The 13,734-nt window shown below is 60.7% G+C and carries 14 protein-coding genes; 8 read left to right on the top strand and 6 right to left on the bottom strand.

The window, feature by feature from the left end; all coding sequences use genetic code 11:
- Window positions 1-118: 118 nt before the first annotated feature.
- The 5 genes from DT23_RS00300 to DT23_RS00280 all read right to left on the bottom strand — a co-directional run bounded on the left by DT23_RS00300 (window position 119) and on the right by DT23_RS00280 (window position 4,632).
- Entirely contained in the window at window positions 119-1,078 is a 960-nt protein-coding gene (locus tag DT23_RS00300; RefSeq protein WP_038127054.1) for a sugar-binding transcriptional regulator, read from the bottom strand.
- On the bottom strand, window positions 1,075-1,743 hold the full coding sequence (locus DT23_RS00295) for an HAD family hydrolase (protein ID WP_038127053.1): 669 nt from the start codon (window positions 1,741-1,743) through the stop codon (window positions 1,075-1,077). Before DT23_RS00295 ends, DT23_RS00300 begins: the two co-directional genes overlap by 4 nt.
- Before the next feature lies 1 nt (window position 1,744).
- A complete protein-coding gene (locus tag DT23_RS00290) occupies window positions 1,745-2,500 on the bottom strand; it encodes an SDR family NAD(P)-dependent oxidoreductase (protein WP_038127052.1) in 756 nt (251 codons plus the stop codon).
- A gap of 134 nt (window positions 2,501-2,634) precedes the next feature.
- Window positions 2,635-4,281, bottom strand: a complete 1,647-nt coding sequence (gene groL, locus DT23_RS00285) for a chaperonin GroEL (RefSeq protein ID WP_038127050.1) — start codon at window positions 4,279-4,281, stop codon at window positions 2,635-2,637.
- A 63-nt stretch (window positions 4,282-4,344) separates the two neighbouring features.
- Window positions 4,345-4,632 (bottom strand): co-chaperone GroES, encoded by a 288-nt coding sequence (locus tag DT23_RS00280; RefSeq protein ID WP_038127047.1) that lies wholly within the window; start codon window positions 4,630-4,632, stop codon window positions 4,345-4,347.
- Window positions 4,633-4,814: 182 nt separating this feature from the next.
- Here DT23_RS00280 and DT23_RS00275 point away from each other — a divergent pair, with 182 nt between their 5' ends.
- The 8 genes from DT23_RS00275 to DT23_RS00240 all read left to right on the top strand — a co-directional run bounded on the left by DT23_RS00275 (window position 4,815) and on the right by DT23_RS00240 (window position 11,692).
- Window positions 4,815-5,825, top strand: coding sequence for a TraB/GumN family protein (locus tag DT23_RS00275; RefSeq protein ID WP_081846858.1), 1,011 nt, complete (start codon window positions 4,815-4,817; stop codon window positions 5,823-5,825).
- An 86-nt stretch (window positions 5,826-5,911) separates the two neighbouring features.
- Complete coding sequence (locus DT23_RS00270; protein WP_038127659.1) at window positions 5,912-6,832, top strand: manganese-dependent inorganic pyrophosphatase; 921 nt, start codon at window positions 5,912-5,914, stop codon at window positions 6,830-6,832.
- A gap of 264 nt (window positions 6,833-7,096) precedes the next feature.
- Window positions 7,097-7,975, top strand: a complete 879-nt coding sequence (locus tag DT23_RS00265) for a TIGR01459 family HAD-type hydrolase (RefSeq protein ID WP_038127046.1) — start codon at window positions 7,097-7,099, stop codon at window positions 7,973-7,975.
- A gap of 130 nt (window positions 7,976-8,105) precedes the next feature.
- Entirely contained in the window at window positions 8,106-8,549 is a 444-nt protein-coding gene (locus tag DT23_RS00260) for a MaoC family dehydratase (protein WP_038127658.1), read from the top strand.
- 27 nt (window positions 8,550-8,576) lie between these two features.
- Entirely contained in the window at window positions 8,577-9,506 is a 930-nt protein-coding gene (locus tag DT23_RS00255) for a bifunctional riboflavin kinase/FAD synthetase (RefSeq protein ID WP_038127044.1), read from the top strand.
- A 105-nt stretch (window positions 9,507-9,611) separates the two neighbouring features.
- On the top strand, window positions 9,612-10,085 hold the full coding sequence (locus DT23_RS00250) for a DUF302 domain-containing protein (protein ID WP_051696930.1): 474 nt from the start codon (window positions 9,612-9,614) through the stop codon (window positions 10,083-10,085).
- A gap of 111 nt (window positions 10,086-10,196) precedes the next feature.
- On the top strand, window positions 10,197-10,646 hold the full coding sequence (locus DT23_RS00245; RefSeq protein ID WP_038127654.1) for a YcgN family cysteine cluster protein: 450 nt from the start codon (window positions 10,197-10,199) through the stop codon (window positions 10,644-10,646).
- A complete protein-coding gene (locus tag DT23_RS00240) occupies window positions 10,643-11,692 on the top strand; it encodes a threonine aldolase family protein (RefSeq protein WP_038127042.1) in 1,050 nt (349 codons plus the stop codon). The genes DT23_RS00245 and DT23_RS00240 overlap by 4 nt, the downstream gene beginning before the upstream one ends.
- 83 nt (window positions 11,693-11,775) lie before the next feature.
- Here the strand turns inward: DT23_RS00240 and DT23_RS00235 are convergent, their stop codons facing one another.
- Window positions 11,776-13,491 (bottom strand): bifunctional sulfate adenylyltransferase/adenylylsulfate kinase, encoded by a 1,716-nt coding sequence (locus tag DT23_RS00235; protein WP_038127653.1) that lies wholly within the window; start codon window positions 13,489-13,491, stop codon window positions 11,776-11,778.
- Between the last annotated feature and the right edge of the window lie 243 nt (window positions 13,492-13,734).

The following is a 13,734-nucleotide window of genomic DNA, read 5'->3' as shown; positions in this document are numbered from 1 at the left end:
CCTGAGCATATGCCCAAGTAGTGAGAAAATATTCATCCAGAAGCTCCAATCTGTCAATCATGAATTATTGATCGACGCGGAGCGGCGGTCACTTTACACGTTAAGCGTGTTGAAAGTTTTAGCTTTCTTGCGTCAGGCTGCGCGCGGTTTCCTCATCCGTAACCAGCCCGTTGAGCAGTTTTCCGGTCAAAGCGCCCCGAATCGCAGCTACTTTTGTGGCACCAGCGGCGATGCCGATGACGGGGTCTGTGCGTTGCGCGGCCATGCGGTAATTGCCGATCCGCGCCATCACCGGGGTATGCACAAGCTGGCCTTGCGCATCATAAACCGAGCCGACCAGTTCGCCCACGGCTCCGGCCCGTTGCAGTTCGCGCAGCTCTGCCAGCGTGATGAATCCGTCCTTATACAGCGGCGCGTCATCGCCCATCTGCCCGACGCCCAGAAAGGTCACATCGGCCGATTGCGCCAGTTTCTGCACGGCCTGCACTGGCTTGAGGCGGTCAAACATCGCGCGTTCTTCGGCGGTTTCGGAAATCACCGGCACCATCATCGGGTAATGGGGCAGGCGCAGCTTGTCGGCCATGCGCATGATTACATCGTAGAAGCTGGCCGAGCCATCTGGCGCGATATTGCCAATTAGCGACACGATTTTATGGGCGTTGGCGGGGGGCTGCATCACCTCTTCGACCATCGCGCTTAGCGAGCGACCGGTGCCAAAGGCCAGCACCTGCGGCTCGGGGCGCGCAAGGATGCGTTCCAGCACGGTCGCGGCGAGCGGGGCGGTCGCGCGTGCAGAATCGCCGCCTTCGCCCAGCGAGGGCGCAACCCGCACCGTTTGCAGATCAAAGCGGCGGCGCAGCGCGGCCTCGAGTTCCAGACAGGCGCTGATCTTGTGCTCGATGCGCACCCGCACCAGCCCTTCGGACACGGCGCGGCTGACCAGACGCTGCGCGCGCTGGCGCGATACGCCCAGCTCGGCAGCGATCTGATCTTGGGTCATGCCGCCAACGTAATACAACCATCCCGCGCGTGCGGCCTCATCCTCGCGGGTGGCCTCGATCTCATTCAGCCGGTTCATTTTGACGCCCTCATTGCGCGATCAAGATGGTAGAAATCTGCGAAAGAGGCAAATTCTAGTGCCGGGATCGCATCGACGGGGCGGGCGAGCGGGCGTCCTTTCAGATGGCTCGCGCCGGTAAACCGCCACACCGTCATGCCCGCCGCCAGCCCTGCGCGAATACCCGTCAGACTGTCTTCGATCACCAGACAGCGCGCGGGATCGACGCCCATCTGGCGTGCGGCGTGCAAGAACAGATCGGGCGCGGGTTTGCCCTGCGCCACCTCGCTTGCGGTGAAAATCCGTCCCTGCGCGCGCTCGGCCAGCCCGACGATTTCCAGCGAGCGATTGGCGCGCGGCGGGCTGGACGAGGTCGCCACGCACCACGGCACGGCGATCTGATCGAGCACCTCGGTGACACCGGGCATCACCCGCAGATCGGTTTCAAACGCCGCCAGCAGCCGGGCGCGGTAGCGCGCCTCGAAATCATCGGGCAGATCGAGGCCGAATTCGAGCCGGATCTGTTTCATCACCGTCGGATAGGAGCGGCCTAAAAAGTGACGCGCGACATAGTCGAGATCGATCTCTACCCCCAGCGCCGACAGTTCCGCGATCAGCATATTGGCCGAGATAATCTCGGAATCGATGAGCACGCCGTCGCAGTCAAAGATGCACAAATCGAACATTTTAGCTCTTTCGCAGCGCCGGAAGACCGATGCCAGTAGCACCAAATCCACCATCGACCGCCAAAAGCTGGCCGGTGATGTAGCTGGCCTTATCCGAGGCGAGGAAGGCGATGGCCTCGGCGATCTCACGTTCCGACCCGTAGCGGTTGAGCGGGATCGCATCATGATAGGCGTCGATGATCTCTTGGCTATGCACCGCCATCGCAAGCTTGGTGCGCACTGGCCCCGGCGCGACGGTATTGGCGCGAATGCCCAACTCGCCCAGCTCCACCGCCTGCTGTTCGCTCAGCGCAATCACCGCCGCCTTGGACGTGCCATAAGCCACCCGCAAGGTCGAGGCGCGCAGCCCCGAGATCGAGGCGATATTCACGATCGCGCCCTTGGCTTTGGCCAGCAGCGGCGTCAGCGCCTGGCTGACCAGAAACATGCCGTCAAGATTGCTGTCCATCACCCGACGCCACATCGCGAAGTCAGTTTCATGGATCGGGCCGAACTCGGCCACGCCTGCGTTGTTGACCAACGCCTTCAGCCCGTATTGCGCGATCCGCGTGACCTCCTCGGCCATCATCGCGACCTGCTCGGGATAGGAAATATCGCACAGGACCGGATGCACGCCGTTAAGTGCCGCGCTTGCCTCTTCCAAAGCAGGCGCGTCGCGATCCAGCATCACGACCTGCCAGCCCATTTCCAGAAACAGTTTCGTCGTCGCAAGACCAATGCCCCGCGCCGCGCCCGTTACCAATGCGACTTCAATCATGTGTCCCTCCCTGATTTTGCCGAACGCTAACGCGGGGCGGGCAGGGGCGCCAGATCAAATGGGACACCCGGCGCAAATGAAAAAGGGCGCCCCGCAAGGCGCCCTTTCCCGAAGTTCCAAGCGGGAACGGCTGATTACATCATGCCGCCCATGCCGCCCATGCCACCCATGTCGGGTGCGCCGCCGCCAGCCGGTTTCGGCTCGGGCTTTTCGGCGATCATGGCTTCGGTGGTGATCAGCAGCCCTGCGATCGAGGCTGCATCCTCAAGCGCGGTGCGCGTCACTTTGGCCGGATCGATTACGCCGAACTTGAACATGTCGCCATAGTCTTCGGTCTGCGCGTTAAAGCCAAAGTTCAGATCATCGCTTTCGCGGACTTTACCAGCCACGACAGCGCCGTCGACGCCAGCGTTGTCAGCGATCTGACGCAGCGGAGCTTCCAGAGCGCGGCGCACGATGGCGATACCGGCTTCCTGGTCGCTGTTGGCACCTGCGAGATCGTGCAGGATCTTGGCAGCCTGAACCAGCGACACACCACCGCCCACAACGATGCCTTCTTGAACGGCAGCGCGGGTTGCGTTGAGCGCGTCATCGACGCGGTCCTTACGCTCTTTCACTTCGGTTTCGGTCATGCCGCCAACGCGGATGACAGCCACACCACCGGCGAGCTTGGCCACACGTTCCTGCAGCTTCTCACGGTCGTAATCCGAGGTGGTTTCCTCGATCTGGGTGCGGATCTGCGCAACACGTGCGTCGATCTCGGCCTTGTCACCAGCGCCGTCCACGATGGTCGTGGCTTCTTTGGTGATCGTGACCTTTTTCGCGGTGCCCAGCATGTCCATGCCGACATTTTCAAGCTTCATGCCAAGATCTTCCGAGATCACTTGACCACCGGTCAGGATCGCGATGTCTTGCAGCATCGACTTGCGACGATCGCCAAAGCCCGGAGCCTTAACGGCTGCGATTTTCAGGCCGCCACGCAGCTTGTTCACAACGAGAGTCGCAAGCGCTTCGCCTTCGACGTCTTCGGCGATGATCAGCAGCGGTTTTTGCGACTGGATCACTTGTTCCAGCAGCGGCACCATCGGCTGGAGCGAGCTGAGTTTTTTCTCGTGCAGCAGGATCAGGCAGTCTTCCAGATCCGCAACCATTTTGTCGGGATTGGTCACGAAATAGGGCGACAGATAACCACGGTCGAACTGCATACCTTCGACGACTTCAACCTCGGTCTCCATGCCTTTGTTTTCTTCGACGGTGATCACACCCTCGTTGCCAACTTTTTGCATAGCGTCCGCGATGAAACGACCGATGGTTTCTTCGCCATTGGCCGAGATCGTGCCGACCTGGGCCACTTCGTCCTGGTCCTTGACCGGACGCGAGGCGGATTTGATCGCTTCGACCACTTTCGAAGTCGCCAGATCAATGCCGCGCTTGAGGTCCATCGGGTTCATGCCCGCGGCCACAGCCTTGAGACCTTCTTTGATGATGGCTTGTGCCAACACGGTCGCGGTGGTGGTGCCGTCGCCGGCCTCATCATTGGTGCGCGAGGCCACTTCTTTGACCATCTGTGCGCCCATGTTTTCGAACTTGTCGCTCAGTTCGATTTCACGCGCAACCGACACACCGTCTTTGGTGATGCGCGGCGAGCCGAAGCTTTTTTCGATGACCACGTTGCGACCTTTAGGGCCCAGCGTAACTTTCACTGCATCTGCGAGAACGTTGACGCCCTTAAGCATCCGGTCGCGTGCATCGGTGGAGAATTTGACGTCCTTGGCTGCCATGTCTTTTGGCTCCTTGACTGAGAATTTCGTTGGAAATCAGGGTATCTGCGAAAGGCTCGGGCCTTACGAGATGATACCCATGATGTCGCTTTCTTTCATGATGAGAAGTTCTTCGCCGTCCAGCGTAACTTCGGTGCCCGACCATTTGCCGAACAGGACGCGGTCGCCCGCCTTTACGCTCGGCGCGATCAACTCGCCCGAATCTTTGCGTGCGCCTTCACCAACCGAGACGATTTCGCCTTCAGCCGGTTTTTCTTTTGCGCTATCGGGGATGATCAAACCACCTTTGGTTTTTTCTTCGCCTTCAACGCGTTTGACAAGCACGCGGTCATGCAGCGGTTTAAATGCCATCTGGCTCACTCCCTAAGGTTCCAGGTTCAAAGATTTTAGCACTCCTCTACGTCGAGTGCTAACGATGGCGGAGTTAGTCACTGCCCCCCCGGTCTGTCAACACCCGAATGGCGAAAATTTTGCGCGTCTGGTAAACAGCTTTGTCACTTTGCGCGGCGCGCGCCGCGTGGCACTGTGCGGGCATGATAAACCTTCGCCCCCTGCGCCAGTTGCTGGCCCCCGTTTTAATGCCCATGCTTTGGGTGGCCCTTGCCTTGCCCGCCAGCGCGCAATGCACCGGCAGCGATATTTTCGACGCTTTGCCCAAGGCCGAACAGGCCCGGCTAGAGGCCGCAGCCCATGCCGTGCCGTTTGCGCAAGGTCTGGTGTTCGCTGCCACCAAAGGCGATCAGAAAATCACGCTGGCGGGCACCTATCATCTGCCGGACTCGCGCCACACGCAGTTGGTTGCGCGGGTGCAGGATGCGCTGAAACGGGCCAGCGTGCTGTTGGTCGAGGCAGGCCCCGATGAAGAGGCGCGGCTGCAAAAGGCGATGATGGCCGATCCGACGCTGATGTTTTCAAAGGGCAAGACGCTGCCCGAACTGCTTTCACCCGCCGATTGGGATCTGACCAAAACGGCACTGGCGGCGCATGGCATGCCCGCCTTTCTGGCCGCCAAAATGCGCCCGGCTTTCGTCGCGATGACGCTGTCGCTGCCGCCCTGTGCGGTCAAGGATATGGGGGCAGGGGGCAAGGGGCTGGATAAGGTTCTGATGCAGGCCGCCCAAACCAACGAGGTCACGATTCGCGCGCTGGAGCCGTGGGACACCGTGTTCACGTTGTTCAATTCAATCAGCGAAAAAGATTCGCTTGAGATGCTGCGCTCGGCAGTGATCGGCGCGCCCTTGGCCGATGATATGGGCGTCACGATGGCGGATCTCTATTTCCGTGGCGAGCCGCGCATCATCTGGGAACTGGCGCGCGAGCAGGCGATTGCGGGGGGCATGTCGCCCGATGAGGTCGAACGGCAAATGAAGCTGTCCGAAGACCTCTTGATGGTGACGCGCAACCACAATTGGCTGCCCAAGATCGAGGCCGCCGCCGCCAAAGGCCCGGTCGTTGTTGCCGTGGGCGCGTTGCATCTGTCAGGCGATCAGGGCTTGCTGTATTTGCTGCAACAAGACGGCTACACGATCACACGCCTTGATTGAGCCACGCGGCGCGCAGGGCAGGTGACAAAGCTGCCATGCGGCCCTATAAAGCGCGCAAAATCACGCCCAATCCCAAGGATTCTTTCATGAGCACCAAAGTTTTCGGCCACAAAGCCCCCGACACTGATTCCACCGGATCGCCCATCGCTTGGGCGTGGTATCTCTCTGAGGTCAAAGGTATTCCGGCTGTGCCCTGCCTGCTGGGCGAACCCAATACCGAAGCCGCTTTCGTGATCACGCACTGGGGCCTGGACAAGCCTGAAATCATCTCGGACGTGGCTGAGGGCGACAAAGTGGTGATCGTGGACACCAACAACCCCGCCGAGCTGCCCGCAGGCATCAACAGCGCCGATATCATCCAGATCATCGATCACCACAAGCTGGCCGGCGGGCTGGAAACCAAGGGGCCAATCGACATCACGATGCGCCCGCTCGCCTGCACCGCCACAATCATGTATGACCTGATGGGTGACGATATTGCCAAGGCCCCCAAGGGCATCAAAGGCGCGATGCTGAGCTGCATCATCTCGGACACGCTGGAATTCCGCTCGCCCACCACCACCGATCACGACCGCGCCGTTTGCGACGCGCTGGCAAAGGATCTGGGCGTCGAGATTAGCGATCTGGCGGCCAAAATGTTTGAGGCGAAATCGGATGTTTCGGAATTCTCCGATGCCGAATTGCTGCGCATGGATTCCAAGGAATACGCCGTCGAGGGCACCAAGTTTCGCGTCTCGGTGCTCGAAACCACCGCGCCGAAGATGGTGCTGGATCGCAAGGATAGCCTGATGGCGTCGATGGGTGATGTGGCGCGCGAAGACGGCGTCGATCAGGTGCTGCTGTTCGTGGTGGACATCCTCAACGAAGAGGCCACCTTCCTGATCCCGAACGACCTGGTAAAAACCGTCGCCGAGAAAAGCTTTGGCACCACCGTCTCGGGCGACACGGTCGTTCTGCCCGGCGTGATGAGCCGCAAAAAGCAGATCATCCCGTCGCTGAAACTCTGACGCGACGCGGCGCTGCCCACACCCCCCCTAAACCCAACATAGAAAGGCCCCGTCATCCATTTGGCGGGGCCTTTTCACGCCCCAAACCCGCCGCCCCCTTCGCTCTTGCCCAAATATCCCGGGGGAACCTGCGCAGCAGGTGGGGGCAGCGCCCCCGGGCCCAACGCATCCGTGGCTTTGCCTTCGCGCCGTTGCGTGCCATATGCTGTGTGTCAAAGATCCGGGCATCGCCCGGCCAATCCACCGCTTGCACAAAGGCCGCCCATGACCCAGATCGTTCAATCGCTCGCCGAGATTTCCAAACCCTATGACGCGCTGTTTTGCGATCTTTGGGGCTGCTTGCATAATGGCGTGGCCCCGTTCCCCGAGGCGGTCGCCGCCCTGCAAGCGTTTCGCGCGTCAGGCGGCAAGGTCGTGCTGCTGACGAACGCACCCCGCCCGGCAAAATTCGTGATCGAATCGCTGGAGCGGATGGGCTGCCCGAAAGATGCCTATGATCTGGTCGTCTCGTCCGGTGATGCGGCGCAGGATGCGATGTTTGCGGGGGCTGTCGGGCGCAAGGTCTGGCATCTGGGGCCGTCAAAGGATGACGGGTTCTTCACCGAGATTCCGGCGGAATGGCAGGGTCAGGCCGATATCGAGCGCGTCGATTTCGACGATGCCGAGGGGATCGTGTGCACGGGCCCGTTTGATGAGATCAACGAGGTGCCCGAAGATTACCGCGCCAAGTTCCTTCTGGCGAAAATGCGTGACCTGCCAATGCTTTGCGCCAATCCCGATGTGGTCGTGGATATGGGCGACAAGCGGATCTATTGCGCGGGCGCGCTCGCGGTTCTTTACGAAGATATGGGTGGCGAGGCGATGTATTTCGGCAAACCGCACCCGCCAATCTATGACATGGCGCGGCGCAAGCTGGCGGCGATCGGCGGGGTCGAGGACGGGCGCATCCTCGCGATTGGCGATGGCATCAACACTGACGTGCCCGGCGCTGCGGGCGAGGGAATCGACTGTCTGTTCGTGACCGGCGGTCTGGCGCATGACCAGTTCGGCGCGGATCAGAAAAACCCCGATCCCGAGCTTGTGCGGGCCTGGCTGGGCGCGCGTCAAACCGATCCGCGCTATACGATTGGCACCTTGCGCTGAAAATCCACGTGGTAACTTTGTTGCGCGCTTGATCCGCTTCCGGTAAATAAGTTGCGCGGGCATCTTGCGCGCGCGCTGCTGCATGTGCTATGCCGCAGTGCAACATAACTTCAGGCTGGGACCGATGGATATGCTCGACAATATGCCCCGCGGCACGATCTGTATCGAAGATCTCGAAATCGGGATGCTGCGCTATCTGCGCAAGGAAGTCACCGACCGCGATATCGAGCTATTCGCCGAGGTCTCGACCGATCACAACCCCGTCCATCTTGATGACGCCTACGCGCAAGACACGATCTTTGAGGGGCGCATCGCGCATGGGATGCTGACGGCGGGGCTGATTTCGGCGGTGATTGGCGAACAGCTTCCCGGCCATGGCACGGTCTATCTGGGCCAGTCGCTCAAGTTCATGGCACCGGTGCGGCCGGGCGATGTGGTTTATGCCGAGGTCAAAGTCACCGCGATTGATCACAGCCGTCGTCGTGTCACGCTTGAAACCCACTGCGCGGTGGGCGATACGGTGGTGCTGAAAGGCGAGGCGCTGGTTCTGGCACCCTCGCGCAAGTTCGACTGATCCGGCCCCACGCCGGAAGGCGGGGTGATGGAACGCTACTCAGACTGGAAATCGCTGCCGAAACCGGCTCGGGGGGCCTCGGTTGCGATGGGCAATTTCGACGGTCTCCATCTTGGCCACCAATCGGTGATCGATCAGGCGCGGGACCGTAACGCCCCCTTGGGCGTGATCAGTTTTGAACCTCATCCGCGCGAATTCTTTGCTGCCCGCGCGGGCAAGACGGTCGCTCCGTTTCGCCTGATGAACCCAGAGGCGCGGGCCAACCGGCTGGCCAAGCTGGGCGTCGATTACCTGTATGAACTGCCCTTCAACGCCGAACTGGCCGATCAAACTGCCGAGGCCTTCGCACGTGACGTTCTGGCAGCGGGGCTGGGGGTAAGCCATGTGGCCGTGGGCGGGGATTTTCGCTTTGGGAAGGGCCGCGAAGGCTATGCGGCGATGCTGGTCGATCTCGGGCAGCGCTACGGGTTTGATGTGACCATCGCGCCTTTGCTGCATGTCGATGGGGTCGAGGCGTCATCGACCGCGATTCGCACAGCCCTGGCCGAAGGACGCCCGCAAGAAGCCGCCGCGATGCTGGGCCATTTCCACCGTATCGAAGGCGCGGTGCTGCATGGCGAGAAACGCGGTCGCGAGCTGGGCTATCCGACGGCGAATATGTCGGTGGCCGGCCTGCATCTGCCCAAGCTCGGGGTTTATGCGGTCAAACTCGATGTGCTGAGCGGTCCGCATCAGGGCGGCTATCACGGCGCGGCCAGCCTTGGTGTGCGCCCGATGTTTGGCCAGAACACACCTAATCTTGAAACCTATATCTTTGATTTCAAAGGTGATCTTTACGGCGAGCACATTTCGGTCGCCCTTGTGGATTATCTGCGCCCCGAGATGAAATTCGACAGTCTTGAGGGGCTGGTGGCGCAGATGGCGCTTGATTGCGAGCGGGCGCGGGCTGTGCTTTAGCGGCTTGTCACGAGCGGTTTGTCACGCGGGTTCAAGTTTCCTCACGAATTCGGGAACCATCCTGCGCGCGTGCACGTTGAGCCCCGGTCAACAGGAGGACAGATTATGACCCATTCCACCGCACGCCCCAACCGCTGGGCGCGCAATTTGCTGGGCGCTGTTGCGCTTGTTTTTGCAGCCAGCCCCAGCTTTGCCGAATATATTGAGGTGCCCGCAACTGGCTCGGTTGCTGAGGTGGCGGATCGCCTTGAGGCGGCAGCGCAAAAGGCGGGGGCCACGGTGTTTGCACGCGTCGATCATGCTAGCGGCGCGGCGGCTGTCGATATGGAACTGCCTGACGCGACGCTCGTGATTTTTGGCAACCCGATGCTGGGCACGCCTGCGATGCAGCAAGATGTGCGTGCCGGCGTCGTGCTGCCGCTGCGCGTTCTGGTGGCGGATGAGGATGGCAAGACCATGCTGATCTATCAAAGCGTCGATGCGATGTTTGCGGACACCGATGTCGATACAGACGCCGAATTCGCCAAGAAAATGACGGGCGCTCTGGATAAATTGACGGCGGCTGCGGCCAAGGAATAAGCGCTTTGGCAGGGTTTAAGCGATCCCTGTTTGGGGGCGCACAGAGGCGTGTTCATCGCGCCGCTGCGTGCCCCCTTTCCATTTGCGCGCATTTCGGTCAGGTTCCGCGCCATGAACAAATTGCGCCCCGAATTCTGGACCAAACCGCTTAAATCGCTCAATCCCGCCGAGTGGGAAGCGTTATGCGATGGCTGCGGCAAATGCTGCCTGAACAAGCTGGAATATGAGGACACGGGCGAGCTGGTGTTCACCCGCGTCGCCTGTCGATTGCTTGACGGCGAGACCTGCCGTTGCACGCAATATGACATTCGCCACCAATTCGTGCCCGAATGTGTGACGCTGAAACCCGCGAGCATCGCCGATATCGCTTATTGGATGCCCAAGACCTGCGCCTATCGGCTGCGATTTGAGGGCAAGCCGCTGGAAAGCTGGCATTATCTGATCTCGGGGTCATACGAGACGGTGCATGAGGCGGGGCAATCCGTGCGTGGTTGGACTGTGCCGGAATTTGAGGTACCCGAGGAAGATTGGGACGACTACACGATTGAGGATCTGTCATGAATTTTGCCTCCGACAACACCGCTGGCGCGCATCCCGATGTGATTGCCGCGCTCGGCGCGGCCAATCACGGGCATGTGCCCTCATACGGGGCCGATCTGCTAAGCGATGGCGTTCAGACCCGCATCCGCGAGATTTTTGAGGCCCCCGAGGCGCGCGTCTATCTGGTGGCAACGGGCACGGCGGCCAATGCGCTGTCTTGTGCGGTGCTGACCCAGCCTTGGGGCGCGATTTTCTGCCATCGCAACGCCCATATCGAGGAAGACGAGTGCGGCGCGCCGGAGTTCTATACAAACGGCTCCAAGCTGGTGCTGGTGGATGGGGCCGATGCCAAGATGGACCCGACGGCGCTGGAACGCGCGATTTCGCACACGGGGCGCGGGGGCATTCACAACGTGCAGCGCGGGATGGTGTCGATCACCAACGCGACCGAGGCGGGCGCGATCTATGCCCCCGCCGAGGTGGCGGCGCTGAGCGAGATCGCCAAGCGCTTTCACCTGCCGGTGCATATGGACGGGGCGCGCTTTGCCAATGCGCTGGTCGCCGCCGGATGCACGCCGGCCGAGATGACGTGGAAGGCGGGCGTGGATGTGCTGTCTTTTGGCGGTACGAAAAACGGCTGCATGGGCGTCGAGGCGGTGGTGATCTTTGATCCCAAACGCGCTTGGGAATTCGAGCTGCGGCGCAAGCGTGGTGGGCATCTGTTTTCCAAGCACCGCTTTCTGGCCGCGCAGATGCAAGCTTATCTGACCGATGATCTGTGGCTTGATCTGGCGCGCCATGCCAATGAGATGGCGGCCAAGCTGTCGGCAGGTCTTCAGGCCATTCCCGGCGCGAAACTGGTGCATCCGACGCAGGCCAATGCGGTTTTCGCTGCCTTCCCGCGCGGTGCGCATAAGCGCGCACAAGGGGCGGGGGCCTATTATTATCTCTGGCCATTCGATCAATCGCTTGAGGGGGACGAAAGCGTCGCGCTGGCCGCGCGATTGGTGTGCTCTTGGGCCACCACGCCTGAGGAAATCGACGAATTTCTCTCCCATCTAGGCTAAGACGCCGCGCCAGACATGAGCCATAAAAAACGCGCCGCAGATCGTCTCTGCGGCGCGTTTCGTATGTTCAGGGCAGGGCGCGATCAGCCCTTGATCAGCCCCATGCTTTCAAGCTTGAGGATCACCTGATGGGCGCAGTGATCGACATCCACGTCCTTGGTGTCCACGACCAGCTCGGCATTGGTGGGCGCTTCGTAGGGGTCGGAAATACCGGTGAACTCCTTGATCTTGCCTTCGCGGGCCAGCTTATACAGCCCCTTGCGATCACGCTTTTCGCATTCCTCCAGCGAGGTTGCGACATGGATTTCGACGAAAGCCCCGAACGCCTCGATCATCTCGCGCACGCTGCGCCGCGTTGCGGTATAGGGCGCGATCGGCGCACAGATCGCGATGCCGCCATTCTTGGTGATTTCGCTGGCGACATAGCCGATACGCTCGATGTTGAGGTCGCGGTGCTCTTTGGAAAAACCCAGCTCGCTCGACAGGTGTTTGCGCACCACATCGCCATCGAGCAACGTGACCGGACGCCCGCCCATCTCCATCAGCTTGACCATCAAGGCGTTGGCGATGGTGGATTTGCCAGACCCCGACAGGCCGGTGAAGAACACCGTAAAGCCCTGCTTGGCACGGGGCGGAGAGGTGCGGCGCAGTTCGTTCACGACCTCGGGGAACGAGAACCACTCGGGAATCTCCAGACCCTCGCGCAGACGACGACGCAGCTCGGTGCCCGAGATGTTGAGGATGGTGACATTGTCGCGATCTTCGATCTCGTCATTGGGTTCGTATTGGGCGCGTTCCTGCACATAGACCATATGTTTGAAATCGACCATTTCGATGCCGATATCGGCCTGATTGGCGCGGAACAGGTCTTGCGCATCATAGGGGCCGTAGAAATCCTCGCCCGCCGAGTTCTTGCCCGGACCCGCGTGATCGCGCCCGACGATGATATGGGTGCAGCCGTGGTTTTTGCGGATCAGGCCGTGCCAGACCGCCTCACGCGGGCCGGCCATGCGCATTGCAAGGTTGAGCAGGCTCATCGTGGTGGTCGATTGCGGGTATTTGTCCAGCACCGCCTCGTAGCAGCGCACGCGGGTGAAGTGATCGACGTCGCCGGGCTTGGTCATGCCCACAACGGGGTGAATCAGCAGGTTGGCTTGGGCCTCTTTGGCGGCGCGGAAGGTCAGTTCCTGATGCGCGCGGTGTAGCGGGTTGCGGGTCTGGAACGCCACAACCTTGCGCCAGCCCATCTTGCGGAAATAGGCGCGCAATTCGTTGGGCGTGTCGCGGCGGCCTTTGAAATCGTAATGCACGGGGGGCTGGATGCCGGTGATCGGGCCGCCAAGGTAAACCGGACCCGCCTGATTGTGCAGATAGTTCACCGCCGGGTGGGCCAGATCATCGGCACCAAAAACCTTTTCGGCCTCATGCGATTTGTTGGGCACCCATTTGTCGGTGATCGACAGGATCGCAAGGATCACGCCCTCTTGGTCGCGCAGGGCAATGTCCTGACCTTCCTCAACGCCCTCGGCGAATTTCTCCGAGACATCAAGGTTGATCGGCATCGGCCAAAGCGCGCCATCGCTCAGGCGCATGTTATCGACGACGCCGTTGTAATCTTCTTCGCTCATGAAGCCTTTGAGCGGATTGAACCCGCCATTCATCAGCAGTTCCAGATCGCAGACCTGACGCGCGGTCAGATCCCAGCTTGGCAGTTCTCCCGCCTCGACCTTCAGCTTCTGCGCCGACTCATAGGAGACATAAAGTTCGGGTATCGGGGCGTGAATGGGAGGCTGGCTCATAATATGATCTGTCCTGCTGCTAGAGATGCGGTCTGGATTGAAATCCACACCCGCGCGGCTTAGCCCCGAAGGACGCGCGATTTCAAGCAAAACTGTGGCCATTGAGCAGAAGTTTCAGGCTAATTCGCCCGTTTCGCTGCAACTGTGCCTATTTTGGCGACTATCGCGGCGGTAGAGTGCGGAAGGCAATTTTCTCCGGCGGTCCGGACCATTCAGGGTGTTCGACCTGCGCGGCGCGCAGTG

This window comes from Thioclava indica (genome assembly GCF_000714545.1).
GTDB classification, from domain to species: domain Bacteria; phylum Pseudomonadota; class Alphaproteobacteria; order Rhodobacterales; family Rhodobacteraceae; genus Thioclava; species Thioclava indica.
The sequence above is the reverse complement of the archived record's forward strand: the minus strand, read 5'-3'. Positions and strand labels throughout refer to the sequence as shown.

What these genes read in the sequence shown, in the direction of transcription:
- DT23_RS00300 (WP_038127054.1), bottom strand. Translation starts at nt 1,078, where the DNA reads ATGAACCGGCTGAATGAGATCGAGGCCACCCGCGAGGATGAGGCCGCA.
- DT23_RS00295 (WP_038127053.1), bottom strand. Translation starts at nt 1,743, where the DNA reads ATGTTCGATTTGTGCATCTTTGACTGCGACGGCGTGCTCATCGATTCC.
- DT23_RS00290 (WP_038127052.1), bottom strand. Translation starts at nt 2,500, where the DNA reads ATGATTGAAGTCGCATTGGTAACGGGCGCGGCGCGGGGCATTGGTCTT.
- groL (WP_038127050.1), bottom strand. Translation starts at nt 4,281, where the DNA reads ATGGCAGCCAAGGACGTCAAATTCTCCACCGATGCACGCGACCGGATG.
- DT23_RS00280 (WP_038127047.1), bottom strand. Translation starts at nt 4,632, where the DNA reads ATGGCATTTAAACCGCTGCATGACCGCGTGCTTGTCAAACGCGTTGAA.
- DT23_RS00275 (WP_081846858.1), top strand. Translation starts at nt 4,815, where the DNA reads ATGATAAACCTTCGCCCCCTGCGCCAGTTGCTGGCCCCCGTTTTAATG.
- DT23_RS00270 (WP_038127659.1), top strand. Translation starts at nt 5,912, where the DNA reads ATGAGCACCAAAGTTTTCGGCCACAAAGCCCCCGACACTGATTCCACC.
- DT23_RS00265 (WP_038127046.1), top strand. Translation starts at nt 7,097, where the DNA reads ATGACCCAGATCGTTCAATCGCTCGCCGAGATTTCCAAACCCTATGAC.
- DT23_RS00260 (WP_038127658.1), top strand. Translation starts at nt 8,106, where the DNA reads ATGCTCGACAATATGCCCCGCGGCACGATCTGTATCGAAGATCTCGAA.
- DT23_RS00255 (WP_038127044.1), top strand. Translation starts at nt 8,577, where the DNA reads ATGGAACGCTACTCAGACTGGAAATCGCTGCCGAAACCGGCTCGGGGG.
- DT23_RS00250 (WP_051696930.1), top strand. Translation starts at nt 9,612, where the DNA reads ATGACCCATTCCACCGCACGCCCCAACCGCTGGGCGCGCAATTTGCTG.
- DT23_RS00245 (WP_038127654.1), top strand. Translation starts at nt 10,197, where the DNA reads ATGAACAAATTGCGCCCCGAATTCTGGACCAAACCGCTTAAATCGCTC.
- DT23_RS00240 (WP_038127042.1), top strand. Translation starts at nt 10,643, where the DNA reads ATGAATTTTGCCTCCGACAACACCGCTGGCGCGCATCCCGATGTGATT.
- DT23_RS00235 (WP_038127653.1), bottom strand. Translation starts at nt 13,491, where the DNA reads ATGAGCCAGCCTCCCATTCACGCCCCGATACCCGAACTTTATGTCTCC.